The 26679-nt window shown below is 43.8% G+C and carries 21 protein-coding genes; 4 read left to right on the plus strand and 17 right to left on the minus strand.

The window, feature by feature from the left end; translation table 11 throughout:
- Positions 1-6: 6 nt before the first annotated feature.
- From NSS66_RS05660 to NSS66_RS05670, 3 genes are all read right to left on the minus strand, one after another.
- The gene (locus NSS66_RS05660; protein WP_076264421.1) at positions 7-1413 is read right to left on the minus strand and encodes a sucrose-specific PTS transporter subunit IIBC; all 1407 of its coding nucleotides are present in this window, start codon (positions 1411-1413) and stop codon (positions 7-9) included.
- A gap of 269 nt (positions 1414-1682) precedes the next feature.
- Positions 1683-3452, minus strand: coding sequence for an acid phosphatase (locus tag NSS66_RS05665; RefSeq protein WP_340958552.1), 1770 nt, complete (start codon positions 3450-3452; stop codon positions 1683-1685).
- A 210-nt stretch (positions 3453-3662) separates the two neighbouring features.
- A complete protein-coding gene (locus NSS66_RS05670; protein WP_053324807.1) occupies positions 3663-5654 on the minus strand; it encodes a copper amine oxidase N-terminal domain-containing protein in 1992 nt (663 codons plus the stop codon).
- A 355-nt stretch (positions 5655-6009) separates the two neighbouring features.
- On the opposite strand from NSS66_RS05670, the gene NSS66_RS05675 reads away from it, so the two are divergent.
- The gene (locus NSS66_RS05675; RefSeq protein WP_023987356.1) at positions 6010-7278 is read left to right on the plus strand and encodes an MFS transporter; all 1269 of its coding nucleotides are present in this window, start codon (positions 6010-6012) and stop codon (positions 7276-7278) included.
- A 102-nt stretch (positions 7279-7380) separates the two neighbouring features.
- Here the strand turns inward: NSS66_RS05675 and NSS66_RS05680 are convergent, their stop codons facing one another.
- Positions 7381-8295 carry an EcsC family protein gene (locus NSS66_RS05680; protein ID WP_340958553.1) on the minus strand — a complete coding sequence of 305 codons (915 nt, stop codon included), beginning with the start codon at positions 8293-8295 and terminating at the stop codon, positions 7381-7383.
- Between the two features lie 132 nt (positions 8296-8427).
- Here NSS66_RS05680 and NSS66_RS05685 point away from each other — a divergent pair, with 132 nt between their 5' ends.
- Positions 8428-8904, plus strand: coding sequence for a GNAT family N-acetyltransferase (locus tag NSS66_RS05685; protein ID WP_340958601.1), 477 nt, complete (start codon positions 8428-8430; stop codon positions 8902-8904).
- Positions 8905-8969: 65 nt separating this feature from the next.
- Here the strand turns inward: NSS66_RS05685 and NSS66_RS05690 are convergent, their stop codons facing one another.
- Positions 8970-9395, minus strand: coding sequence for an Lrp/AsnC family transcriptional regulator (locus NSS66_RS05690; RefSeq protein ID WP_023987353.1), 426 nt, complete (start codon positions 9393-9395; stop codon positions 8970-8972).
- A gap of 158 nt (positions 9396-9553) precedes the next feature.
- Between NSS66_RS05690 and NSS66_RS05695 the strand changes: the two genes are divergently transcribed.
- Positions 9554-10306: an MBL fold metallo-hydrolase gene (locus NSS66_RS05695; protein ID WP_069081210.1), complete on the plus strand. Its 753-nt coding sequence runs from the start codon at positions 9554-9556 to the stop codon at positions 10304-10306.
- 119 nt (positions 10307-10425) lie between these two features.
- On the opposite strand, the gene mmsB is transcribed toward NSS66_RS05695, so the two are convergent.
- The 9 genes from mmsB to NSS66_RS05740 all read right to left on the minus strand — a co-directional run bounded on the left by mmsB (position 10426) and on the right by NSS66_RS05740 (position 21132).
- A complete protein-coding gene (gene mmsB / locus NSS66_RS05700; protein ID WP_068938496.1) occupies positions 10426-11589 on the minus strand; it encodes a multiple monosaccharide ABC transporter permease in 1164 nt (387 codons plus the stop codon).
- Positions 11573-13123, minus strand: a complete 1551-nt coding sequence (mmsA, locus tag NSS66_RS05705; protein ID WP_340958554.1) for a multiple monosaccharide ABC transporter ATP-binding protein — start codon at positions 13121-13123, stop codon at positions 11573-11575. The genes mmsB and mmsA overlap by 17 nt, the downstream gene beginning before the upstream one ends.
- Positions 13124-13155: 32 nt before the next feature.
- Positions 13156-14241: a multiple monosaccharide ABC transporter substrate-binding protein gene (gene chvE, locus NSS66_RS05710; protein WP_340958555.1), complete on the minus strand. Its 1086-nt coding sequence runs from the start codon at positions 14239-14241 to the stop codon at positions 13156-13158.
- Positions 14242-15042: 801 nt separating this feature from the next.
- The gene (locus NSS66_RS05715; RefSeq protein WP_340958556.1) at positions 15043-16767 is read right to left on the minus strand and encodes a hypothetical protein; all 1725 of its coding nucleotides are present in this window, start codon (positions 16765-16767) and stop codon (positions 15043-15045) included.
- A complete protein-coding gene (locus NSS66_RS05720) occupies positions 16764-17861 on the minus strand; it encodes a dsDNA nuclease domain-containing protein (protein ID WP_340958557.1) in 1098 nt (365 codons plus the stop codon). The genes NSS66_RS05715 and NSS66_RS05720 overlap by 4 nt, the downstream gene beginning before the upstream one ends.
- Positions 17862-18997: 1136 nt before the next feature.
- Positions 18998-19717 carry a hypothetical protein gene (locus NSS66_RS05725; protein WP_340958558.1) on the minus strand — a complete coding sequence of 240 codons (720 nt, stop codon included), beginning with the start codon at positions 19715-19717 and terminating at the stop codon, positions 18998-19000.
- A 361-nt stretch (positions 19718-20078) separates the two neighbouring features.
- Positions 20079-20210, minus strand: coding sequence for a hypothetical protein (locus NSS66_RS05730; RefSeq protein ID WP_340958559.1), 132 nt, complete (start codon positions 20208-20210; stop codon positions 20079-20081).
- Positions 20191-20517 (minus strand): nucleoside triphosphate pyrophosphohydrolase, encoded by a 327-nt coding sequence (locus tag NSS66_RS05735; protein WP_340958560.1) that lies wholly within the window; start codon positions 20515-20517, stop codon positions 20191-20193. The genes NSS66_RS05730 and NSS66_RS05735 overlap by 20 nt, the downstream gene beginning before the upstream one ends.
- A 75-nt stretch (positions 20518-20592) precedes the next feature.
- Positions 20593-21132, minus strand: coding sequence for a hypothetical protein (locus NSS66_RS05740; protein WP_254347677.1), 540 nt, complete (start codon positions 21130-21132; stop codon positions 20593-20595).
- Between the two features lie 452 nt (positions 21133-21584).
- Here NSS66_RS05740 and NSS66_RS05745 point away from each other — a divergent pair, with 452 nt between their 5' ends.
- Positions 21585-21932, plus strand: coding sequence for a helix-turn-helix domain-containing protein (locus NSS66_RS05745; protein WP_023987345.1), 348 nt, complete (start codon positions 21585-21587; stop codon positions 21930-21932).
- 41 nt (positions 21933-21973) lie between these two features.
- Here the strand turns inward: NSS66_RS05745 and hcp are convergent, their stop codons facing one another.
- From hcp to NSS66_RS05760, 3 genes are all read right to left on the minus strand, one after another.
- Positions 21974-23266, minus strand: coding sequence for a hydroxylamine reductase (gene hcp, locus NSS66_RS05750; protein ID WP_028543172.1), 1293 nt, complete (start codon positions 23264-23266; stop codon positions 21974-21976).
- Positions 23267-23408: 142 nt separating this feature from the next.
- Positions 23409-24710 (minus strand): response regulator, encoded by a 1302-nt coding sequence (locus NSS66_RS05755; RefSeq protein WP_340958561.1) that lies wholly within the window; start codon positions 24708-24710, stop codon positions 23409-23411.
- A complete protein-coding gene (locus NSS66_RS05760; RefSeq protein ID WP_340958562.1) occupies positions 24670-26658 on the minus strand; it encodes a cache domain-containing sensor histidine kinase in 1989 nt (662 codons plus the stop codon). The genes NSS66_RS05755 and NSS66_RS05760 overlap by 41 nt, the downstream gene beginning before the upstream one ends.
- Positions 26659-26679 lie beyond the last annotated feature (21 nt).

Raw genomic sequence — 26679 nt, forward strand, 5'->3', positions numbered from 1 at the left:
ATCATTTTATTTGTTATCTGTTTTTTCTTTAAACCCAAAGATCCACGTTAGCGAAAATGCTACAGCAAAGCCGATTACACAAACTAAAATGTAAAGAAATATCTGATTGTTCAGGTACAATAACATTCCAGGTAGGGCTGTAATCGACATCCCCGTTGCTTGAATATTAAATATACGTGCGAAGAAACCACCAACCGCTCCTCCAATCAAGCCCATCATGAACGGTTTGCCATATCGAATGTTCACCCCAAAGATAGCGGGTTCTGTAATGCCCAACAACGCAGACAAGGTAGAAGGATAAGCAATGGATTTGGTTTTTACATTTTTGGATTTTAGACCAACAGCTAGCGCAGCACCCGCTTGTGCGCAAATCGACGCCGAACTGATCGGGTTCACCATATTCCAACCATTGCCCACTAACATCTGTATTTCAATCAGGTTTAAGGCATGGTGTAGTCCGGTAACTACAATAATCTGATTGATGCCACCGTAAATAAATCCGCCGATTCCGTATGGTAATTTCAAAATGGCGGTAACAGCCATTAATATTAAAGTTTCCACCTCGTGAAAAATGGGACCAATTACGAACAATCCCAGTACCAGTGTTATTAATAATGTCAAAAACGGTGTTAGAATTAAGTCCAATGCATCGGGGACTGATTTTCTGATTTTCTTCTCCAGCATCGCCCCCACGACACCTATTATGAAAGCAGGCAGAACCGAGCCCTGATAGCCTGCAATTTTAATAAATCCGAAAAACACTAGTGGTTCCTGAACTTTTTGGGCGACATCCCAGGATGTAGGCAACGAAGGACTCACTAACATTAATCCAATCAAAATCCCCAATAGTGGCGATCCACCAAACACCCGGAAGGCCGACCAACATACCAACACGGGTAAAAATGCAAAAGCCGTATCGGTCAATATTTGCGTAAACAATATGAAATTCGCAGAAATATGATCAGGTGTAAGTCCAAATAACTGGAGCAGTGCAGGCTGAGTTACTAAGCCTCTAACTCCCATAAATAATCCTGTAGCTACCAATGCGGGCATAATCGGAACAAATACATCCCCGAAAACTCGGATCATTCTTTTGAACCGATTATCATCTTGGGTGGAGGCCATTTCTTTCAAATCAGCCTTTGATGTAGCAGATATGCTTTGACCAACCATGGCATCGTATACTTTATTTACAGTACCGGTTCCAAAAATAATTTGATATTGCCCAGAGGTAAAGAAAACGCCCTTGGCCTTATCAATATTCTCAATAAATTCATCATCAATAATTTCTCTATCTTTTACAATCAGCCTCAGCCGTGTGGCACAATGTGCCATGGAAATAATATTGTCTTCTCCGCCAAGCCCTTTAATGACATCTTGGGCTATTTTAACGTATTCCTTTTCAAGACTCATCAGTCTCTTCCTTTCCTCTGTTCCTCTTAGTTAGTCTGAATCATTTAAAACTTTGATCAAATATGCTTCTTAAGAATATCATGACTGCGCTTTCAAACAGCGGGATTATTTTACTACATTAAGGTCAAATTTTGACCTTTTTATACTTTTGATTAATTATGATGAAACAATAAAGTGCACCCTAGAATACATACTGGAATAACCTTCTGGTTTATCCCCATGTATTTTAAAGGTGCACTTCAATTGTTGTATAGAGAGTTAATTACGTTTTACTTAGTGACTTTCAACTGAGCACTGTCAGCTGTATAGATAACCTTCACTTTATAATTGCTTGGTAAACCTACTGTTTCAATCGAAGAAAATGCTCCATTCCGTTTACCATAAGTTAAGATCGTAGCACCATTGGCCGGTACATATTTGTTAGAAAAATTCAGACGTAATTTTCCGTTGAGTATGGCTGTTCCCTTCATTTTGAGCACATCATTTTTACTGTGCAGGTTAAGCTCAAGTGTTCCCTTGGCAGATTGTCTGTAATTTCCGCCAATAATCAGCTTTCCAGAAGCATTTTTAAGAAGAGTTCCCCCGTTATTCGTAATTCCACCACTTCCGAAAGCCGTTTCCGAAGTTCCTTCCAGAGTACCTTGTTCGATCTGTGTACCGCCGGAATACGTATTGTTGCCCATTAGCTTCAACGTACCTGTTCCCTTTTTAGTCAGCTTTCCAACGCCGGAGATATTGTTGCGCCAGCGATCCAGTGCATTGAAACCGCCTTTGGAAGCGTCCATATTTACCGCAACATTATTGGTGAAAGCACCGTAGCCATCCGCGGCGGAAAACAGGTTCAATCGTCCCCATCCCTCAGCATCATCAAGTACAGGATAGCCGGAAGGAATCCCTGTAGTAGCCAAAACCCAACGACGTTGTGTGCTATCCAGGTAAGGCAAGCGTGTCTCCAACAGTACCTCAGCTCCCTTAGGCACTGTCATTGGCGTCGTAGTTGGATTAACCTGACTGAATCCGTATGTTAATCGTTGATTATAATTTTTTTTGTTTGTGGCATAATTGCTGAATCGATCTGGAGCTGTGCCTTTTTGAGACAGCAGTTGTTTACGAGCATCCTGATAAGCCGCTTTCTTCAAACTGCTATTGGCCGGATCAGACAGGATAGCAGCAGCCATCGCCGTTGCCATGACACGTCCTCCCATAACATCAAGCGGGGAGTGCATACCGGCAACAACACGGTTATTGCCCAGCTCCGAAGCTCGTGTCAGCAGTTCCTGATAACGCTCCGGCACGGCATAGGCCATAGCAATAGAACTGAGATATGCAGCATTGGTATGACCGCTAGGAAAGCCGCCATCGCTAGTAGCATCAGCTTTGAGAGCAGGAATAAGGCTCGGAACAACCACTGAGTTATCGCTCCAGCGAAACGGACGAGGATAGCTAAAGTAAGACTTAGCCGGGTTCGTCGTAGAGTATTCCCCACGCAAGGTATTTACCAGATTTACGATGTTACCGAGATTGGAGCTTGTACTCCCTGCATTCGTTCCCTCATCTTCGTATTTCTTAGTCAGGGCATCTGCCGGAATGTCGTTGATCGTTGTCGTGGCACCTGCATTCTTTCGATATACATCAGTGAGCGAACCCAGACCGTCGATCACACTGTAGCTCTGGTTTCTGCGATCATCCAAATAAGCCGCATCAGCCTCACTAGAAGTGCGACGGGCAGCTATATCAATCACTTTTTGAATATTGGCGTCCAGCACGCTGCTGTTTAGCTTGGTACCTGTATCCCAAGTAGCGCCGGGAGTCCAAAGCTTATTAAATTCGGAGAGCAACCCGAGGGTCGGATTAGAGCTTTCCGTCTTATTGGCAGAACTATTATTTTTATAATGATCTACGAAATATCCCCACGATGGTTCTGTTGGAGTTACCGTTGTTGGTAGGGTTGCCGCACTCGCATAACTTCCACCCAGGGAACCTAGAAGTAATGGTAAAGATAGTAATGCAACTGATAATGGTTTCCTTAGCCATTTCATTCTCAAATCAGATCCTCTCTTCTCTTGTGCTCTTCGTACTTTCTCTACGGAGCTATTATCTAAATAACAAGATGTATGATATAAAGAATCATATCTTAAGTTTGTTAAATAAAGAGCTTAGTTTTGTTAAATGAAAAAAAGGCATCCCAAGAGCCGTATATACGACTCTGGAGACACCTCGTTCAAACCGTTATAGAAAAACCAGCTACCCTACAGCCATACTTCTATGACTTTGCCATTCACGAAAGCTACCGCCTTGAAATAAAGACTACGGTTGCCGTATACCCAGGCTTCGACTTGAGTTCCGTTTGAAGCAGCCCCCTTTTCTCTGACTGTTGGGTTTCCCCATGCGAACTGCACCTGCGTCGTATTCATGCCCAAGCTTACCTCATTATTTTTAATCTTGTTCCAGATGGCTTGCGACCATTGGTATTTCTTGTACGGATCGTAAGTCAGAAATTGATCGGAATCAGACAGCATTTGTGGAATGCGTGAAGCTCCGATGATGGAATACGTGTCATAAGTTTCGCCATTGGCCCCCTGGAAAATAACTTCGTAAGATTTAACACCGTTCGGATCCGTGCTGACTTCGATATCTTTAACTGTTACCTTGCCAAATCGCTCTCCAGCGCTATAAAAGTTATTGACCCAATAGGTTTTGCCAATTAATTTGGACAGACTACCCAGATCAATGGCTCTGATAATTTTTGCCGTTTCTGGCGTCTCAATGACCAGCTTGGTAGCGCCCAAAGATAATTCTCCTTGCTGGCGGTCACGATTCCATTTGAATCCGCCCAACTTCAGATCGGTCAGTAATGTTCCCGGGAATACAACCTGTCCGTTAACCGTTTGAACCTTGCCCTTCAGTGCAACAGGTTTACCATTCACCATCGCGGTGGAGCTCCCTTTTTGGAGTACGATATTGTTTTTACCCAGCTTGATCGTAAAGGTCTGGTTCGCCACGGTAACAGATCCACCCAGCGTCTTGAACACAGACTGCACAGGCAAATACACATTGCCGTTCAGTATAGCCGCCCCGGTCAAGGTTTGATCGGACGATACCTTTAGTGTAAAAGAAGATGGTATTCCTTCGGTCCGCAGAGCTACGGATGTGCTTCCAATGCCCCTTACTTTGAGTGTACCGGAACCATTCTGCTGTAGCTCGGCAACCTGCGGTTTCTCCACTTCAATCTCACTAGCTTCGGGATGACGTGTTAGTCGATAACCGTTCGAATACGTCTCTTGTACATTTAATTGAATCGTATCGCCGATGGCAGCCTCTTTGGAGGTCGTCAACAAGGACATACCCGTTAATGTAGGCAAGCTCAGCGCAGTCGTGATTCCGTCCTTATAGCCGACCCAAGAGCCATCCTTTAATTGTGCAAAAAGCTCGTCAGGCGAATCAACCAACCGTGCAACATTAGATAACCCGCTAAGCTGCACAGCTGGATATTTCTTCATTCGGTCATAGCTCCATACAGTCCCGTCATGATGTACAGTAATCAAGACATGTGTACCTTTTTTCCATAAAATTGAAGCAATATCACTTCCCACTTCGCGTGGGGGTTCATTGGTCAGCATATCCAGCATCGTGACATGGCCATCTTCCTTAAGTACTGCAGCATACGCCGTACTCATTTTGATATCAAGCGCACCATCTACATGACCTATCTTGCGGGGCTTAGATTCTGCGTACCCTGTGGAATACCATACATCACCGGATCGAGTAAGAACCGTAAAATAGGTACTTACCTTATCACCATCTATAGCATCCGATATTCCCTCAACCTGTTCTCTTCCCCAGGAGATCGTCCCATCGGTTTTAATAGCCAAACCCTCACCTGTAATTTCTTTAACTCCTGAGGATTGAGCCGTCACTTTTGGGTCGGAGTTATCATCCCAGATGGCTACCTTCCCGTCCTCAGTCCAGCCATAATAACCTTGGCTCTCGTTTTTGCTGCCTGTAATGCCTTTCAAATTCAATTTCTCAATAACCGGGCCATCTATACTCTTTCTCCATAAAGAACCGTCATCCAGTATGTAGTTATTCCGGTCGATCACGTCTATAATTTTAGCGTTTTTCCAAGTGTTGTTCGTCGTTACATTTGCCGCTACTGCTGTTTCTCCAGTGTTTAACGTAGTTCCCACCACCGCTCCACATACCATGGATACTGCCAGCAAAATCTTCGCTGCTTTTCTCATCGTGGTTCCCCTTTTCTATCTATATTTCCATATCAGTATTTTACATAATTCCATTCCCAAAGCTCAAAAATATAATATATAGACGAACTGGATCACTTCGATCTCTATTTTGCTGATTTGAAAAGCGCTCTTGGGACTTATGCAAAATACTCACATATATATCGGTTTTGAGGATGATAAACGTTTGAATTTCGATGTACCATTTTAGAAACCAACTAAATCGAGTAATAAAGAGTATCCAGCAGAATGGGCAAGCAGCGATGAGTAAAGGGGGACTTTATCCCACTTTCAGCCATTTGCTGCAAACGGATCGCTTCCTATATCTTAAAATATACATACATATTCGGAGGTTGCCATGACTAGTAAATCTGCTACAAAAAATGAAACGGGCCAATCGCTTCCCCTCCCGGGGCCGCAAGCGAAAAGCACCGTTTTTGCGATTCTGATTGCGATCAGTTTCGTCCATCTGTTCAATGACTCGATTCAATCGGTCATTCCAGCGATCTTTCCGATCTTAAAGGAATCTATGAGCCTGAGCTACACGCAGATCGGCTGGATTTCATTCGCGATCAATTTTACAGCTTCAATCATGCAGCCCGTGATTGGCTTGTTTTCGGACAAACGACCTACGCCAGCTATTCTTCCCATCGGTATGGGCTTTACGCTGACCGGCATGCTGCTGCTCGCCTATGCTGCCGATTATAAAGCGGTGCTGATCGCAGTCATCTTTGTGGGTCTGGGCTCGGCTGCCTTTCACCCTGAAGGCTCGCGCGTATCCCATATGGCGGCAGGATCACGCCGGGGATTGGCACAATCCATTTTTCAAGTTGGCGGCAATGCGGGCCAATCGCTGGCGCCGATGCTCACGAGCTGGATTTTTATCCCGTTAGGACAATTCGGTGCGATCTGGTTCACAGGTATTGCAGCAGCGGGAATTGTGGTGCAATCGTTCATCGCCCGCTGGTACGGTAACGTCCTACGTACAGAAGGCGTTGCACGCAAAAAAGCGGTGGCACGCCGCATGAAGCCCGAAGTGCGTAACCGCGTTATGTTTGCCATGATTGTCCTCATTCTACTGGTATTCGTCCGTTCGTGGTACTCAACCTCGGTCGGAAGCTACTATTCGTTTTACCTGATGGAAGTATTTAAAATGCCATTGGCTGATGCACAGCTTTACATTTTCCTGTTCCTCGGGGCTGGAGCGCTAGGCACCTTCTTTGGCGGTCCGCTGGCGGACCGTTTTGGTAAACGAAATATGATTTTTCTGTCCATGGTATTAGCTGCACCGCTGGCGCTGTTGCTGCCTTATGCCAACCAATTCTGGACGGCAATCCTGCTGGCAATTATCGGATTTATTATGCTGTCTAGCTTTTCGGTCACAGTCGTATATGCACAGATGCTCGTGCCTGGTAAAATCGGGACCGTGTCCGGTCTCATTACGGGCCTGGCTTTTGGCCTTGGCGGTGTAGGCGCACTCGTGCTCGGCAACTGGATCGACAAAGTAGGCATCACCCACATCATGTTCTTGTGTGGCTTTTTGCCACTGCTCGGCATCTTAACCTTCCTGCTTCCTACAGATAAAACCCTGAACCGCTGGGCGGAAGAAAATGGAGCCGAAGTGTAACAGGCAAACGTGTGGCGGCCATCTTGGCCGCTGCACAACTTTATAGCCAACTCACGTGTTTCCTCACGAAAAAATATCCCCATTTACGCCTAAGTGTTGCAATCAGTTCTCTACTTCTGCCAAACGCATCAAAATACGACGCTTCCGATACAGCATTTTCCCTGCTTCAGCTACGTCACTAATAGCGCTTCGATTCGCAATGGAGCCAAACAAAATACCCGCAATCGGGACCATTTGAAGCAGCTTTTTCCATCCAAACTGATCACGATAGGTGTTAATGACCTCTCTCCATCCCTGCATCTGGGAAAAAACCTGTGCCTGACGTGAAGGATCATCAAACAAAGCCAGCTCCTCTAAAACAGCCTTTTTACCCACAATATCAGATGAAGCAAATTGCATACATTTAATAATAAAAATGCGTTCCTGCTTATCATGGGGATTAAAGCCATAACACAAGGCTATTTCCTGAAGCACTTTGAGTGACAAGCCGAGCAAAAGAGGAATATCCGCCGCAATCGTAAACACACCCCCAATCCCCGTTGTTGCTCCCTGAGCGGTGGCAAAGGTAATGCGACCCGCCGTCATCTCGTCAGCAGTCCGATCCATGATTGTTAGCGGGAGCTCAGCCGCCTGCTTCAACTCCCACCTAGGTTCGGCACTATGTTCCGAATCAGCGTTTTCCCCGGCACGAGGCAGGTCCTGCGTATCCGACACGGGATCTGTGCCATTTTGCTGAATTACATGTTCATGGGCCGTCTTTTTCAGCCTGTTCAGAACCGTTTCTTCCTTCACCAAATATTTGCCGCCGTTCTGAATGAAACTGCCCATCTCATTAAGCAGTTGCTCTAGCTTGTCTTTAATGATTTTGGGCGTCAGCCGATCCAGCAGCATAAAAGGCCATCTGCCGATTTTTTCCCAGAAAAAAATGTCCTTCTGTTCCTTTTCCCATTTTTCAATATTCTTCAGCTCATGACGCAATACGTCCTGGCTTTCCCGATATTCTGCAAGCTGCTTCATAACCGTAGACGTCTCCTTTTGACTATGCTAGTTTATGTATGGGTAATACGTAAGCAAGGCGAGTTCAGGTTTCTTTTTTTAGCAAACTAGATGATATAGAAAGTTAAAATCCGTACAGATCGGAGTGTAATGATGAATAATGTAGAGCTTGTCCCTTACCATTGTGGGCATGATGCCATTTTACATACCTTCTACTTACCTGAGGAGCAGAAGCAGTTTACTGGAATGCCGGATGAAATGCTGACACTGGCCAAGGAAGATCCGCACCGCCATCCTATCGTGATTACGGCTACTAGAAGACCCGTTGGATTTTTCATTTTATACGATGGGGAAGAATTAGCGGACTATACGAATACTGCTGAGGCACTGCTGCTGCGCGCGTTCTCTATTCATTACGCAGATCAGGGACAAGGATTCGCTAAAAAAGGGCTGCTTTTACTACCACAGTTCATCGCCAGACACTTCCCACATATTCGCGAGATTGTACTGGGCGTCAATGCCCGTAATCTGCCTGCCCAAAATCTGTATCGCAAATGTGGCTTTATCGATGAAGGCAACACTAAAATGGGACAACACGGCTTGCAGCATATTTTTAAAATGAGCCTATAACTTTGACCTCATAGCCCTCGCCCAAATAAAAAAGCTTTCGGCACAAACGCCGAAAGCTTTTAACGTTAAATCTCACCAATGGAAAAACTCAATTTGTAATTACCAAACTTCGTAAGCTCATCCAGCATGGTATTTAACTCTGCCTGTGATGACATGCGCAAGCGCATCCAATAACAGCCTTCCCCACTCACCCGATGGATTTCGACAATATAGGGATGCTCCCGGGCAAAAGCCTGGAAAGCACTGTGAGTTGTTCCTGAATTCAAAAAAACCGTAATAAAGGCATGAATCGTCTGTCCAATTTTCTCAGGGTTCCAGCGCAGCGTATAGCCCTCGATAATGCCCGCATCCTGCATTTTTCGAACACGCGCTCCTACTGCTTGGCCTGTCAAATGAACAAGCTGGCCGATCTCCTTGTTCGATAAAGAGCTGTCTTCAATTAAATGATGAAGAATGCGCAGATCGGTGTCATCAGGTACGAATAGTTCCATAGTTATTTTTCCTTTCATGATGAAACGATAATGCTGGTTTTCCTTTCAGCAGGCCGTAGCCTGTAGCTCCTTGCGTCAGATATGATTGTAACAGAAACAAAGAACCACCGAAAATACACTCGGTCCAAAAACATTCACTACCAAAGGAGCTTCCATATATGAAAATCACACTAATCCGCAACGCAACCTTATGGTTGGAATACGCTGGAGTAAAATTTCTGATTGATCCGATGTTAAGCGATGCTGGCGCAAATCCGCCAGTTCCCAATACGGAAAATGCCCGCCGTAATCCGCTGGTTCCCTTGCCGCCGCAATGGCAGGCACTCGGACAGCCTGACGTTGTGATCGTCACACATTTACATCCGGATCATTGGGACCCGGCAGCAGTACGCTGGTTGGACAAACAAATTCCCGTCTTCTGCCAGCCCGGAAATGAAGAACAGATCGCTGCTGACGGTTTTACACAGGTTACTCCGATTTGGGTAGCTGGTTCTGTGGGAGAAATTGAGATTATCCGTACTACCGGGCATCACGGCACCGGAGAAATCGGGGAACAGATGGGACCCGTATCCGGCTTTGTGTTTCAGGCTCCAGGTGAACCTGTCGTCTATTTGGCCGGGGATACGATCTGGTGCAGTGAAGTCGCGGAAGCACTGGATAAATACCGTCCTGAGTGGACAATTGTGAACGCTGGAGGAGCACGGTTTACGGTAGGTGATCCTATTATTATGACTGCCCAAGATGTAACAGCTGTTGCGCAGTATGCCACTTATACACAAATCGTGGCTGTCCACATGGAGGCAATCAACCATTGTCTACTAACTCGCTCCGAGCTTACGGAACACATCAACCGTGAAGGTTTGGAGGGACGCGTCCATATTCCGGCAGATGGAGCGACGGTTTCAGGATAATATGTGTGCTGGCTTCGGATGATGGTTCCTACATTCCAGGCCTAACAAACAAGACACCTCCAGCATCCACATTTTAAGTGGGACTGGAGGTGTCTTGTTTTACGATATCGAATCTGAGCTTAAGCTGATCTTTTGTTTTTGTTGTAAATATCGAAGGCAACCGCCAGCAGCAGCACCAAGCCCTTAATGCCTTGCTGCCAGTCAATACCCAGACCGATCAGAGACATTCCGTTATTCAGTACACCCATGACCAAACCACCGATAATGGCTCCAAAAACGGTTCCGATCCCGCCGGATGCCGAAGCACCGCCGATAAAGCAAGCCGCGATGGCATCCAGCTCAAAGTTCGTACCTGCTCTCGGCGTAGCCGCATTCAGACGTGCAGCAAAGATCAGACCGGAAATGGCGGCCAGCACGCCCATGTTGACGAATACCCAGAACGTTACTTTTTTCGTTTTGACACCGGACAGACCCGCTGCCTTTTCATTTCCACCCAACGCATACACATGACGGCCCATAATCGTGCGGTTCATGACGAAGGAGTATACAACGATCAGTATGAACAGCAGTACAAGAATGTTAGGTATCCCCGCGTAGCTCGCGAGCATGAAGGTGAACAGATTGATAACCGCAGCCACCACAATCAACTTGAGTACAAATAATGTCTGTGACGGAACCTCGAATCCATATTTAAGCTGCGAACGACGTTCGCGAATTTCGTTCACGATAAACCATACCGTGAGTGCAATGCCGACAATGATGGATACCAGGTTATACCCGGTAGATGAAAAATCCGGCAGGAAGCCTGAACTGATTTTCTGGAATCCCCCCGGAAATGGAGAGATCGATTGGCCTTCCAGCACGATCATTGTCAATCCGCGAAAGAGCAGCATTCCCGCCAATGTAACGATAAATGCCGGAATCCGTACATAAGCGACCCAGAACCCTTGCCATGCGCCGATTAATGCCCCGACCAGCAAGGATGCAATCACAGCGATCCATGCTGGAAGCTGCCAATCGACCATCATTATGGCGGCAACCGCACCGACAAAAGCGGCTATGGAGCCGACGGACAAATCAATATGTCCAGTGATGATGACCAGTACCATCCCGATAGCCAGTACGAGAATATAGCTGTTTTGCAGAATCAGATTGGTAATATTAATCGGCTTCAACAGCAGGCCGCCCGTCAGCACCTCGAACAAAATCATAATGACGACCAGCGCAATCATCATGCCATATTGGCGGATGTTATTTTTAAATAGTTTAGTTATGGTTTCCATGCTTCACGCCTCCTGACTTGGTCATATATTTCATCAACGTTTCCTGCGACGCGTCCTCACGGCTAACCTCTCCAGTGATCCGCCCAGCATTCATGACATAAATCCGGTCACACAAACCTAGTACCTCTGGCAGCTCGGACGAAATGACCAGCACTCCCTTGCCTTCAGCGGCAAGTCGATGAATAATCGTGTAAATTTCATATTTGGCGCCCACATCAATGCCGCGTGTCGGTTCATCCAGAATCAGAATATCCGGCCCGGCAAAAATCCATTTGCTCAGCACCACCTTCTGCTGATTGCCGCCACTCAGATTACCCGTTTTCTGTAAAATGCTCGGCGCTTTGATGTTCATGCTTTTTTTCATTTCCTCTGCAACAACGACTTCCTCCTGCTCATTGACGACAGCGCCCTTCGTCAGCTTGTTCAAGCCAGTCAGCGAAATATTACGCTTGATATCATCCATCAGGATGAGACCGTACTCCTTGCGATCCTCTGTCACATAGGCAAAGCCGTTGTTGATCGCGTCCGTAACCGTGTTGTTCTGGATCGGCTTGCCGTCTTTAATCAGCTGACCGGAAATGTTGCGTCCGTACGACTTGCCAAAAATGCTCATTGCCAGCTCGGTCCGTCCCGCCCCCATCAGCCCGGCAATACCGACAATTTCACCGCGACGAATGTTCAAATTCACCTGATCCAGCACCTTGCGGTCTGCATGATGCTCGTGATACACCGTCCAATCCTTCACTTCCAAAACGACTTTGCCAATCTCGGCATGACGCTCTGGATAACGGCTGGTCAGATCACGTCCAACCATCCCACTAATGATCCGATCCTCCGTGACCTCATCCTTTTTCATATCCAGTGTCTCAATCGTCTTCCCATCCCGCAAAATCGTAATTGAATCCGACACCTTTGCGACTTCATTCAGCTTGTGGGAGATGAGAATGCAGGAAATGCCCTGTCTTTTAAATTCCAGCATCAAATTAAGCAGATTTTCACTATCATCCTCATTCAACGCCGCTGTCGGTTCATCGAGAATAAGCAGCTTCACCTTTTTAGAGAGCGCTTTCGCAATTTCGACCAGTTGTTGCTTCCCGACCCCGATGTTCGTAACTAATGTATTGGGATTCTCACTCAAACCGACCTTGGACAGCAGATCGCGTGTACCCACAAAAGTCTCTTTCCAATCAATCACACCGCCACTGGCGCGTTCGTTGCCCAGATAAATATTTTCCGCAATCGAGAGATACGGGATTAGCGCCAACTCCTGATGGATAATGACAATGCCCAATTCCTCGCTCTGCTTGATATCCTTGAACTCACACGTTTTGCCCTGGAAAACAATATCTCCTTCATAGGTTCCATGCGGATATACACCACTCAGTACCTTCATCAGCGTCGATTTGCCCGCACCGTTCTCACCGCACAGGGAATGGATTTCGCCTTCCTTGACCTTGAGATTTACATTTTCCAATGCCTTCACGCCGGGAAAGGTTTTGGTAATTCCCTTCATTTCCAAAATGATTCCAGTCATGGGATACGCTCCTTTCGGTTGGATTCCTACTCTTATTTCAGTCCAATTTGCTCTTTGGTGTAATAGTGACTGCCGACAATATCCTTTTCCACATTCGTCCGATCCACCGAGATTGGATCAAGTAAGTAAGCAGGAATGATCTTTTTACCGTTGTTATAGGATTCCGTGTCATTCACTTCCGCTTGCTTGCCCTGTAAAATGCTGTTGGCCATCACGACCGTTTGCTCAGCCAGCTTGCGGGTATCCTTAAATACGGTTTGCGTCTGCTCCCCAGCCACAATGGACTTGATGGAAGCCAGCTCCGCATCCTGCCCTGTAATGATCGGCAGCGGCTTGTTCGCTGATCCATATCCGACCCCTTTCAGGGATGAAATGATACCGATACTGATTCCGTCATAAGGGGATAGTACCGCGTCCAGATTAGCCCCCGAATAGTACGCACTCAGCAGATTATCCATTCGCGACTGGGCCAAAGCTCCGTCCCACCGCAGTGTAGCGATCTGCGCCATCGTCATCTGCTTGCTGCGCACGACCAGCTTACCGGAATCCACGTACGGTTTCAGTACGGACATCGCGCCATTAAAAAAGAAATAAGCGTTATTGTCATCCGGTGAACCACCGAACAGCTCGATATTGAAAGGGCCTTTGCCTTCCTTGAGTCCCAGCTTTTTCTCAATATATGCCCCCTGTAGCACGCCCACCTTAAAGTTATCGAAGGTCGCATAATACGTCAGATGCGGTGTGTTGCGAATCAGACGGTCGTAAGAAATGACCTGAATCCCTCGGTCGTGTGCCTTCTGAATTACATCCGTCAGCGTGTTTCCGTCGACCGAAGCAATCACCATAACATTGACGCCCTTGGTGATCATATTTTCGATTTGGGAGATTTGGTTTTCCACCACGTCCTCGGCGTACTGTAAATCCGTTTTATAGCCTTGCTCCTGAAACAACCGGACCATATTCTCTCCGTCCCCTACCCAACGCTCGGACGATTTAGTCGGCATGGAAATGCCCACATAGCCTTTTTCCTTGCTGCCTGTTCCACTCTCCGCCAGATTGCAGGCCGAAAGCATCAGGGCCAAAACCAGAAGCCATACGACAACAGCTCCTTTTTTCATATGAAGTTCCCCTTTCCTCATGTAATGCAGGTCATTTGAAGGTAAGGATTTTGCAAAATCCTCAGGTCAGTGCTAATTAGAGTTGAGATGAGATAGCGCTTACATAAGTGAGGCAACGAGTGCCTCTCCTTTTTTTATGTGCAAACACATGGTATCATTCCAGCCCGGGAAAGGTCTTTGCTGGTTTTGAACTTTTTTTATAAAATTTTAACCTTTGTGTGGGGGAAGGGAGGGGACGGGATTGGATTTGAGGAGAATGGAGATTGTCGGGAGAGCGGTCATATATTTTGAAAACGAAAAAAAGACTTAGCCTTCTTACGATTGGCAAAGTCTTAATTTGTTATTTCTAAGCTTCAAGTAAGCATAATATCCACTTATGATACGGTTCACTGCGATTTACCTTAACTGCTCGTTAGTCTAAAAACAGACCTAAGTGTACAGAGACATTAAAATCAATGCATATGAGGGATACTGTCACATCTCATCTATTTGTTTCTAATCATCAATATTATAGTCACCGCATCTGTTGAGTGTCGGTCAATGTTATTTAAGCCGTAAGAAGAGCGGTGGCGGTAAACTTGTAGTGAATGATGACCGTGCCATCCGCCTGAACTTCAATCCTATCAATAAACCGATTGTCCATTGGAAGCTTCCTTTCATTAAAAAATCACATAATGTTACTTCGAACCCTGAATGTTACAATATTTAATCAAGATACGTTCAATACTGTGCAAACAAAGAAGAACGACATCTCTGTCGTTCCACTAAATGATTCGTGTAGCACAAAATTAATTACTCTTATCAATTAATAATATTCAGAGTTTCATCTAAATATTTTTCCATGCTACCATCATAGTGAGTTAAAAAAGCGCGTTCTCTAACTCCTTCTCCTATACAAATCAATTTAGCTCTTCCATTAAAATACTTCTTATTATATTCATGTATGCTTTTTTCATTTTCTTTAGTTTCTGCTATTGACAGTATTAATTGAGTATCGTTAGGTTTATTTTTCCCAATAAACTCAACGATAGCATTTTTATTTGATTGCTCTATATCTTCCTTAAAAATTGCATCGAGCATAAAGGGAAAACGATGTATACCATCAGTCTTTTCTATTAATTTATTTAAAGCAAAGTTATATGCAAGTACTGTTTTATGAAGTTCGACTCCTTGAGAAGGGAACGCTGAAATGTTATATAATGATATATATCTATCTTCTTTTAAGGCTTTTACACCTAAATCATCAATATAAGCTAGGAATATACGCTCAAATTCTTTACTTTTAGATAATCTGGATTTTTGAACTTCTTCTTCTGTTTTAAATCCTTTGAGACTATTCTCTATAGTAATTTTTTCAGCACTTAATACCCCTAGCTTATAATTAATATCATGAATTAACTGTATATTTACTTTATTCTCCAACCAACTATCAAAAGAAATATTATGATTAAAATATCTTTTTAATATTCCATATGTTTTTAAGTTTTTTTCTTTACGAACATTTATAAGTTTTCCCAGAGAATTAATTTCCGCTTGCAGCTTCTTTATCATTGCTTTACATTTTACCATCTCTGCCTCAGTATCATTCTCTTCTTGAAAATACTTATATGATGAAGTAATACTAAATGAAAGTTCTCGATCACAAGCAGGACATGCTCCCTCTATAGGGTTTTGTTTCTTGTGATGTCTTGACACTTTTCGAAGTAGAGACAGCCGTTCTTTATAATAGCTCTGTTCATTGCATTTAGAAATATATTCTTCTTCATTTTCATTTAAAAGTACCTGATTATCACTGTGTAACTTAATATATTCTAATGACTTTTCAATAAATTCTTCATCAACTAGTTTTGTAATTTGGAGCTCGTCATTATTTTTTTCTAAATTTATATAAAATTTAATTTCATCTTCTTTACTTTTTAATTTCCTTTCCAATTCCTGTTTCTTATCCCTATCAACAAGTGATTCAATTCCTAAATAATAGTCAAGATAGTCTTCTTTAAGATTTTTATAATACTCAAAGCTGCTAAAGGATTTTCTAAGGTATACCCACCCTACTGACTGAGGTATATAATAAGGCAAAAACATTGCTTCTATTGGAGCAGCTTTGTATCCCTCCTTATTCTCTAATTTAAGTGAGAAATTAAATAACTCATGGAGGTACCCTTTAAGTTTAATATGTTCAGCAGACTGATTCGCTCTAATACCATTAAACCTCATAATAGGTTTATCAACCCTTTTAATGAATATGGTTTCATCATCTCTAACAAAAGTAACTTTTTCACTTTCTCGATTGTTAATTACTTGAAAGTCCACCCTTAAAAAAGCACCTTCTTCAATAATTTCTTTTAAGTGGTCGTTATTTTCGTTTATTCCCAAAGTGTATAAGAGCATTTGAAAAATTGTACTTTTTCCTGATGTATTTTTTCCGTAAATAATGTTTATACCGTCATCAAACTCTGTGTAAAAATATTTGTTTTTACCTTCTGAATATGCAAATAGTTTATTTATTAATAATTTTGTTTTCATAATTGTCCCCTTACTTCTATATATGCAGCATAAATAGCTGCTTTTATACTTAGCTCTGACAATTGAGAACTTATGTTCTTTCGAAACATTTGATATAATTCTAAAATACAATCAGTCTCCACAGTAAAGCGGTACATTATATTACTATTCTCCTTAACAAAGGAGAGTATTTTTTTATGTTCAACTTGTCGATAATCTTTAAATCTATCAAAGCTATTAATAAAATTTAGCTTAAACTCACTCTTATCTGGAATGGCAATTTCCAGATTTCTACACACTTCTTTTTCCTCATTTCGCCACAAATCAAATGCCATCGTTTTTGTAGTAATTACATCAATAGCATCATTAATGCTTGCAGAACTAACACGTTTCGATTCATCCATTAACTTCACAACATTGCCTTGGTTTAAAGTGTTTTCTACATCTCTAAATAGAAGCAACAGAGCATCTACAGCAGCTCTATGATCGCTGACCTTTTCTCCAAATATTCTATTAAACTGTCCAACTAATGAATCCTTTTGCCCAGCACTTTTCTTTGGAAAATCAATATAGGCTAATGAAATATTATTTAATTCCTTTAAACCGTCTAAGTCCTTGCCAAGTATTTTTTTTATTTCCAATTCAATTTTATTAGTAATTTCAGTATCTAATTCAGTAAATTTCAACCTACTATTGCTTTCGTTAATAGTTATACTTTTATTTTTGCCCTTTCCTTTGACACCATTACTTAATTTTATAGAGTTGTTCGTTATAAATTCTAGGTTATGTTTATAGTCCTTTTCTTTCGGCATACTATCTGCGTTCAGTGATAATCCTACTCCAGTCATTTTTCCAAGTAATTCATACAAGCCACTCATTTCCCACTTTTCAGAAGACTTCTTTGCTTGATAAGAGTCAATGGAGGAGATAAGTTCATCATAGGTTTGATAACAAAACAAAAAATCATCATGGTGCTCTATACAAATAAAGTACTTTCTATCTTTTATATCCTTATACTTTTCGAACAAAAAGTATAAGGCACAATGTTTCTGAAATTCAGTGCCCGTCGAACCATGAACACCAGCATTTACAGCAGCTTTACTTTGATTATTCATTGTCTATTCCTCTACACAAATTATTTATATAAATTTGCATTAATCCATTTCCTCCGTCACACAAGGGGTTATAGTATTAGGAATATTTCGACAAATATATTCAAATTCCTTCTATTTTATGCATTTTTCTTCTTCAGTGGCTTTCGTAAACTGCCGCTGATCAGTTGATTTACCCGTTCTGCCATGTTCGAGGACAAGGTTGCAATTCTGAGAAGCTGGTCAGAGTTGCATCATCTATAAGCAGGCCAATCAAGTAGTGATTACTTTTTGCAATGGTGTCGACCATACCAATACCTCCATTCATAGATTTTCTTACCATTAGCTCAATATGTAATAATTTTAGCATATATTAGAACATACGTTTGCTTTATTTAGAAATAAAAAACGACATCTATGTCGTTTTCATTTAAGTTATACTGAGAACTAAAGTAATCAACCGATGACTTCTTACATACCATGAAAGCTGAGGCACGTCACCTGGAGACAAAAACAATACATTTGAGCCGAACAGTTATGTGATGACTTTTGGGGAGAAGTGACAGTAGGAAAAGCAAGGCATAATTTACGGATGTATTTGAGCCATTTGCGAAAACTCATTAGGAACGATGAGTACCATTTTCTTAGGTTGGACAAGGAACATATCTACTTCTTAAGCGGAAATATAGAATGTGACTTAACCGCATTTATTAAGCTGCTGGATGAGGCTTGGATTGAACAGGATTCCATACATAAACAGCAACTTTGTTCGCAATTGTTTGAGCAGCTTCATAAGAACTCATTCAGACCATTGTCCGATGAATGGATATAGGCTTACGTGATAAATGGGAGGACAAACTTTTTACGCTTAGTCAGTTTATGTCTGAGGCCTGCTTGAAGTCAGAGCAATTAAGTAAAGCTATTAAGTACATGGAATGGGCGATTCATTTCCAGCCGGATAATGAAGAGATATTGGCGCGGATTGGGGATTTGTATTTGAGGTATAGTAAATTGGAGCAAGTGTAACAAAGGAATTATTATGGTAAAAAAGCATTAACAAAATTTAAAAACTCCCGTGCTTTTGGCTACGGGAGTTGAGTTAATTTCTATTTCTAGCTGGTATTATAGCTGTGTAGGTCTCATTATGATTGAGTGGGTCTTTATTTGAAATATTTAATTAGAGCATTTTCTTTAGGATAGTAAATATAAAAATCTCCATCTCCTATCTTAGCAATATTTGAATTTTCACTTAGTACATGTCTTTCATTATCCAGCATATATAGCAAATATAAACCTTGTAAAATATCATGAGGTGTTTGAATTCGCTCAAGTTTATACCTTTTTATTTCTGGTTTATTAAAGTACCTAAGAACTGATGGATAAAATGTTATCAAGATACAATGAAAAACGACAAGAGCCAAAAAGGCAATAAACCCATAGATGTAATTCTCTTTAACTCCACTTAAGACTTTACTTTTGTTATAACATATTAAAATTAAAGGCATCCAAAATACTAATAAATAATTTGTAAATATAGAGATAGTTAGAACTCTACCTTTTACTTGCTTAAACCATGAACATACCCAACAAATTAAAATGATAATCAGAGTTATAAAAAATAAAATAATATCAACCATCATTATAACATCAAATATTCCAGGATTTATTTCAGACATAAACATTGGAAGTAAAAACATAATTACCAGCAGCGAAGACAACAATATGATTTCAATAAATTTGTCCCACATATTCACATTTCTTGGCTCTACCACCATATCCACAATGGTTTTATTCGATGTTCTAATAAATAATCTAACCCAAACTATGATCGTCCCTACAACAGTAATTAATGCTGGCAGTTTTTCAATAATTTCTTGCACTAAGGAACTTCCTTTCTTTTTTTGTGAATATAATTTATTAGCGCTAATAAATGGATTAATTACTTATTACTATTTAAAGTTGTTTAACCAGGATATTTTAAGACTCCAAGGAATGTAATTTATCCGAGTATTATCATACTACAAGACAGGAGAATATTACTTTTGAAAACTCTGAAACCTCAGATAAAAAGCTCTTGCTAATACAAGTTGTAACAAATTGATTCACACGAACATCTCATCAATGGCATGTACATAAGAATCATCAAACGTTAACTATACCTAATAGATAAGAAAATAGGCTCATTCCCATGTGTACTATTTGGCTAGACTTTAAGCGTACTGGAGCAAATAAGTCAATTTCTCAGTGATTCACCCCTAACTGCATTATAAAAGAAGTCATAATATAAATACCGGAGGCATGTTGTATCCCGGCGATCAGCTCATCCGCCAAATAATCCGTAATAAGCTTGACGTTAAGTTTCATCCACATCAATTAAAAACACCCGCTCCTGGAATCCGCCCCGTGCCTCGGCTTTGTCTGCCCGCAGCTTGTCCAGCTCTTCTGCATTCGCCCCATATTCTTCTGCCAACGCTCGGATGACTTCCAGCATATCCGCCAGCTCTTCCAGCGCATCCTGATCTTTGTCCGCTTCAAAATATTCCTCAGCCTCTTCACGAAGCTTGGTTCTCAGCTCCTGCTTATATTCCTCTGGGTCCAAAATGCGTGTCCGACACTCCTTGCCTTGAGACATAATGATATGCGGAATCCGATCTCGTACCAGCTTGTTGTATGTAGGCATATGAAATACACCCTTTCTGTTATAGAACTTTAAGTCGTAATCCAACATCTTCCTTTTCCTCATTATATCATTAGCTCAAAAAGAACCGGGTATTATTGATAAAAGATCTACCGATTCATTGAACGGACTTTCTTTATAAATAGATGGATACCGCTTAGACGGATCAGCTACGATCCGCTGTGACAGAGACTCTAGAATAGAGTCCGTTTTATAAAGCAACTTGTCTACTTCCCCCAGCTTCATCGGCTCTTTAGATACATCATCTTCTCCCGAAACCAGATAATGTACCGTACCGATAAACAGCACCATATCTAAATTGGGCTCAGCCTCTGTGTGAATTAAAGGGAACAGGTCAGTCACGGATAAACGAATATACAATGGAATGATTTGGTTTCGATGAACATAAATAGCCTTAGCCATAGAAAACATCGCTTGATCACAAAGAATGAGGCAGTTTTGAAACTGATGATGGTCGCGCATCATCTGTGCAAGCTTGATCTGGTATTCGGCAAGCTTTTGAAAATCCATCATGCAATTGAATATGTAGGTGTCGCTGTACTTAGGCAATTTGAAATCGGAATCACTATGTAGGGGACTTAAGGAGTAATGTTTCAAGGGGAATCAACTCCTGAATTAAAATTTCATAAACGAGGATTTTGCAAAAATCCCATAAGCGACTTCCAATGAACAAAATATAGATGGAAATAGTTTAGTTCGTCTATATCTTGCACTTCGGAGCGACTGGTATCGAATTTTGCAAAATCCTGAAACAATGTGAGCAACGTAGCACAATTATGTAACCATCAAGATGTATAATTTTCTAGCTACCGGACAAGCTTCATAATAAATATTACTATATAGTAGTTTTTAATTCAATTTACTTACTAACACTTATTAATTAGATGTAACTCTTTCTCTACACTTCTAACTAGAGGATTTTGCAAAATCCAATAAGCGACTTCCAATTAATAATATATAGATTGAGATGATCTCGTTCGTCTATATATTACATTTTGGAGCGATTGGAATCGAATTTTGTGAAATTCTTACTATAGAGAGGTGTAATCATGTCAGAACTTTTAGAATTAGTCGGTACACGTATTCGAGATATCCGAAAGTCTAAAGGGCTTTCCCAAGAAGCTTTAGCCGAAAAAGCAGGATTCAATTCGAGTTATATTGGTTTCATTGAGCGAGCGGAGAGAAATATATCTTTGAAAAATCTGGAGAAAATAGCGAAGGCATTGAACGTGGGCGTCTATCAGTTGCTTACATATGTGAAGGACAATGATGAGCTTACCGAAGAAGATTCGAGTATAAAAACCATTTTGACTCTCCTAAGAACTCGTGAATCCAAAGATACTGAGCTGGCATTAAAGATTCTTACGGACATCTTTATAAGAATCGATGAACGATGAAACAAAAAAGGAACTGCGCTTTGCAGTTCCCCACCAACCCCTTACGACAACGCCAACATCGCTTTCATATCTTCCTCTGCGGTAGTAATTAGTTTCAAGCCAAACATCTCCACCAGTACATCCAGTACGCCAGAAGAAATGAACTCAGGCGGCTTCGGCCCAATGCGAATATCTTGGATGCCAAGGCTGAACAAGCCTAGCAGGATGGCGACCGCTTTTTGCTCAAACCAGGACAGAACAATGCTGACAGGCAGTTCGTTCACCGTACAGCCGAAAGCATCCGCTAATGCCAGAGCGATTTTAACAGTAGAACCGGAATTGTTGCATTGCCCCAAATCAATATAACGCGGAATGCCGGTATCTCCAACGGTGCCATAATCCACGTCATTAAAACGGAATTTACCACAGGACGTGGTCAGAATGACTGTATCGTTCGGCAAGGATGTAGCCAGCTCGCGATAATAGTTGCCGCCTTTGCCCGGTGCGTCGCAGCCTGCAATGACGAAGAAACGACGGATATGCCCGTCTTTAACTGCCTGAATAATCTCAGGAGCCAGCCCGATAACCGTCTCATGATGATATCCCGTTGTAAGCACCTGCTCCGAATCTACATCTGCGGCTGGCAGGGCTAACGCACGCTCGATCAATGGTGAAAAGTCGTCGTCCATGATCTTGGCTACTCCCTCCAGCCCGGCTACTTCATAAGAGAAGAAGCGGTCTGCATACGTGCCTTTAATCGGCATAACACAGTTCGTCGTAGCCAGAATTGCACCCGGGAACTCTTCGAACAGTCTACGCTGATCGTACCAGGCTTTACCGATATTCCCTTTGAGATGTGCATATTTCTTCAATGCCGGATAACCGTGGGCAGGCAGCATTTCTGAGTGGGTATAGATGTTGATGCCTTTACCCTCCGTCTGCCGCAGCAATTCCTCCAGCGCATACAAATTATGTCCGGTCACGACGATGCATTGGCCTTCGATTTTATTTTGGCTGACAGTAATCGGCTGCGGAATGCCAAAACGATCCGTATGCGCACGATCCAGCACATCCATGATCCGTACAGCCGCATTTCCGACCTTCATCGCCATTTCCAAATGCTCTTGTACATTAAAGTTAGAATTGGTTAAGGTCATATATAACGCTTCATGCGTGATGCGATCTACCTCAGGATCGGTATAGCCCAACTGGCGAGCATGTGTCGCATAGGCAGCAATCCCTTTTAATGCAAAAATCATCGTATCCTGCAAGCTTGCTATCGTCTCATCCTTCCCGCACACCCCAACTACTTTACACCCGCCACTCGGCGTCTGTTCACACTGATAACAAAACATATCGTTTTCCTCCAAATATTGATAGATATTTGTTCGTTATCCCCAGCGTAACAAACCCCTGAATGCGTAGGTGTGATTACACACACATTTTTTCTTACAGTTTATTATGAGACAGTGTGGGACTCATCCCCCGTGCCAATTCCTACTCCACCGTGTTTTCTTGAATTCCACCGCCTTTACGGTACTGCACAGGGGACACGCCCATAGTCTTTTTAAAAGCGGTGCTAAAATAGTGCTGACTGTCGTAACCCGTACGTTCTGCTATATCATAGATAGACAACGTCGTGGAATCCAGCAGTTGCACCGCTTTACGGATACGGGCACGCGTGACGAGGGTCACGAAGCTGTCGTTGAGCTCCTTTTTGAGCACACGGCTGAGATATACGGCGGATACTTGTAGCCGCGAAGCAAGGGCTTCCAACGTCAGCTCCCGATCGGCGTAACCTTCCTGAATAAGCTGCCGGGCCCGGCGTACAATGGGAGACAGCTGCGATTCGCCATACACTCGATCCCGACTCACCCGGTACGCGTCAATTGCGCCTTCCAGTCCACCCGCGTTGGACTCCACATGCGTATGAACCGCTATATTCAGGTAGCGTCCAATCGCCTGCTCCATGGAAGCGCCTATCGTCTCGGGTGCCTCCTGCCATAGGCATATGCCGATCAGTCCGTTCGCATCGCGGAACAACACATGCGGGCAGTCCTCCAGCAGTTCGCCAATAATATTTTCAGCGGCAAAAAGAAATAGCTGGCGGTCATTCTCGCGCATAATCGTCTGCCGGGCCTCTGCCGCAGGCCACCGTACGACACCGATCTGAGCAGGCGGCCGCGATGGAAGCCGTAAAAACGCCAACTGCTCCATGACGTCTTTTCCCGTGTGTTGCCCTTCCAGCCATTCCAGGCAAAACCGCTGGCGCAGCAGCGGAATATTCCGTTCAATCTGTCCGGCGGCTTGTTCTACATAGGCAGCACGCTTGTACTCTTCGTCCATTCGCTGACGAAGCCGCAACAACGCAGCATGAAGCTGATCCGCATCTACCGGCTTCAAAATATAATCCTCTACGCCAAGTCGGACAGCCTCCTGCGCATAAGCAAACTCATCATGCCCAGAAATGATCAGACAGCGGCACTCCGGACGTTCTTCCCGCAGCCGCCGAATCAGTTCAATGCCGTCCATGAACGGCATATTCATATCGACCAGCACGATGTCGATATGAAGCTGACCCACCAGCTCCAGCGCTTCTTCTCCGTCCTCCGCCTCTGCTGCCACCTCCATGCCCAGAGCCGCCCAGTCTATGCAATCTCGTATCCCCTCTCGGATGATCGGCTCATCATCTGCGATCAATACTTGATAACGTTTTGCCGTCCCTATGGTCACTTCCGTTATGGCCTGGTCAATCAGACTATCCGTTGTCGAGTTGTCTGTGGCCTTTGATTTCGTCATCCTGACCCTCTCCTTTTTCATAAGGCTTCTTCAGTTGTGCCATATCCAGCAGCAACGGATGAGTGATCGTCACGCAGGTACCTGTCCCTTCTGTGCTCTCCAGTACAATTCCATATTCCTCACCAAAAGACAGCCGGATACGCGCTTGTACATTCAGCATGCCATAGCTTCTGCCATGGGTACTAACTCCCTTTTGCTTCTGCTTTCCTTCCATCGCCTTCAGGGGGTTTTCCAGCCAGTCACGCAGTTCACGCAGACGGTCTGCCGTCATCCCTGCTCCATCGTCACGTACCGTCAGCAGCAGCTTGTCGCCCTCAGCTTTAGCTTCTACCCAAATCGTGCCTGGGCCTCGTCTGGCCTTGATGCCGTGATAAATCGCATTTTCCACTACAGGCTGAAGCATTAACTTCAACACGAACAGATCCTTTAGCTCGTCGGGTACATTCAATTCCCAGCGAAGTCGGTCACGATAGCGGGTTTGCTGGATTTGCATATAGCTCGATATGTGCTCAATCTCGGAGCGCAGCGGAATAAAGTCATCCCCCTTGCTCAGCCCGAGACGGAACAATCTCGATAGCGCCCCCACCATGTCGGACACGTCGTCTGCTCCATTTTTTCGAGCCATCCAGTGAATGGTATCTAGCGTATTGTATAGAAAATGCGGCTTAATATGCTCCTGAAGGCTACGCAGCTCGGCATCCCGTTTTTGCCGTTCCCTCAGTTCGCTAAGTGACATGAGACGGCGAATTTGCTCCAGCATCCGGTTAAAACTCCGCCCCAGCATCCCAACTTCATCCCCACGGTCACTCCATTGGCGAACTGTAAGATCTCCTGTCTCTGCTGCCCGCATATAGGACATCAGCCGGAAAATCGGCTGCGCAATGGAACTCGACAATCGCAAGGATGCCGTTAAGCCAAATAGACATACAATAAAAACAAAACAGACGACATAGAACTTAATTTGCCGAACTTCCAGTGTAGATTCGCGTGCCGGGAATACCCCCACTGTTCTCCAGCCCGTGAATTCGGAAGCCCTGAACATGAACAGCAATTCTCTGCCCCCAGCTTCACGGGTAAACATCCCGCTGTCACCTGCCCCGAACCATTGCGACGGAATGCGCTCAATCAAAGGCATATCCGGCCTGTACACGCTGCGCCCCTCAGCGTCTGTCACCATTAAATACCCGCTTTTGCCCAGGGTTACATCTCTGGCAGCCTGCGACACAGCCCGTAGCTTGAGGTCAATCATAATCACGCCTAACACGTGTCCGGTTTCCGGATCCGTAACCGAACGAACGACGGAGACAATTTCGCTGTCCTTGTACCGGACATGAGTAGTCACATTACGGTGGCTCGGCTGTCCTAGCACAGTGAATATGCCTGCATGCTGCGCCGCCTGTTGGTACCAGCCTTCTTCCGTCAGGCTACGCGTGCTTCGAGCATACATTTCATTGCTGATATAGTCGCCTTTTTCGTTTACGATCAGAATCCCTGCAATCTCAGGATATAACGTAGTATATCCCTGCAAAAATTGCTTCATTTCATATAGCGTATCCTGCTCCTGTACAGAACTTAATGCCTGCTTGGAGCTGAGAGCCTGATTTTGCACCGAGTTCTGTGTCCGCTCCCCCTGGTTTTCCGGCGTTACTATACTCGCATGACCCGCGTGGCCGTCTGCCAGCGTCCGCCCTTTCCAGAACTCCCCGATATCGGGGTTAAAAGCAATCAGATACGTCATGTTTTGCAAATTTTCCATTTTGGTGTCCAGTGCTTCGTTTACCTTGCCAATCAATTGCATCGTATGGTCTTCCACCTGCCGCTCAATAATCCGTTCCACCGTCCAATTGACCAGCAGACCTAATCCCAGCGAAGGCACAATGCCAAACAACAGGAACAGCAGCATGAGCTGATAGCGTAAAGGCATATTGCGCAAGCGTAAGCGAGGCATCGTTTGGTGCACCCTTAAGTG

The organism is Paenibacillus sp. FSL R10-2748, assembly GCF_038005565.1.
Classification (GTDB): Bacteria; Bacillota; Bacilli; order Paenibacillales; family Paenibacillaceae; genus Paenibacillus; species Paenibacillus polymyxa_B.

Coding starts and splice junctions, on each gene's coding strand:
- NSS66_RS05660 (WP_076264421.1), bottom strand. CDS start 1,413: ATGAGTCTTGAAAAGGAATACGTTAAAATAGCCCAAGATGTCATTAAA.
- NSS66_RS05665 (WP_340958552.1), bottom strand. CDS start 3,452: ATGAAATGGCTAAGGAAACCATTATCAGTTGCATTACTATCTTTACCA.
- NSS66_RS05670 (WP_053324807.1), bottom strand. CDS start 5,654: ATGAGAAAAGCAGCGAAGATTTTGCTGGCAGTATCCATGGTATGTGGA.
- NSS66_RS05675 (WP_023987356.1), top strand. CDS start 6,010: ATGACTAGTAAATCTGCTACAAAAAATGAAACGGGCCAATCGCTTCCC.
- NSS66_RS05680 (WP_340958553.1), bottom strand. CDS start 8,295: ATGAAGCAGCTTGCAGAATATCGGGAAAGCCAGGACGTATTGCGTCAT.
- NSS66_RS05685 (WP_340958601.1), top strand. CDS start 8,428: ATGAATAATGTAGAGCTTGTCCCTTACCATTGTGGGCATGATGCCATT.
- NSS66_RS05690 (WP_023987353.1), bottom strand. CDS start 9,395: ATGGAACTATTCGTACCTGATGACACCGATCTGCGCATTCTTCATCAT.
- NSS66_RS05695 (WP_069081210.1), top strand. CDS start 9,554: ATGAAAATCACACTAATCCGCAACGCAACCTTATGGTTGGAATACGCT.
- mmsB (WP_068938496.1), bottom strand. CDS start 11,589: ATGGAAACCATAACTAAACTATTTAAAAATAACATCCGCCAATATGGC.
- mmsA (WP_340958554.1), bottom strand. CDS start 13,123: ATGACTGGAATCATTTTGGAAATGAAGGGAATTACCAAAACCTTTCCC.
- chvE (WP_340958555.1), bottom strand. CDS start 14,241: ATGAAAAAAGGAGCTGTTGTCGTATGGCTTCTGGTTTTGGCCCTGATG.
- NSS66_RS05715 (WP_340958556.1), bottom strand. CDS start 16,767: ATGAAAACAAAATTATTAATAAATAAACTATTTGCATATTCAGAAGGT.
- NSS66_RS05720 (WP_340958557.1), bottom strand. CDS start 17,861: ATGAATAATCAAAGTAAAGCTGCTGTAAATGCTGGTGTTCATGGTTCG.
- NSS66_RS05735 (WP_340958560.1), bottom strand. CDS start 20,517: ATGCCTACATACAACAAGCTGGTACGAGATCGGATTCCGCATATCATT.
- NSS66_RS05745 (WP_023987345.1), top strand. CDS start 21,585: ATGTCAGAACTTTTAGAATTAGTCGGTACACGTATTCGAGATATCCGA.
- hcp (WP_028543172.1), bottom strand. CDS start 23,266: ATGTTTTGTTATCAGTGTGAACAGACGCCGAGTGGCGGGTGTAAAGTA.
- NSS66_RS05755 (WP_340958561.1), bottom strand. CDS start 24,710: ATGACGAAATCAAAGGCCACAGACAACTCGACAACGGATAGTCTGATT.
- NSS66_RS05760 (WP_340958562.1), bottom strand. CDS start 26,658: ATGCCTCGCTTACGCTTGCGCAATATGCCTTTACGCTATCAGCTCATG.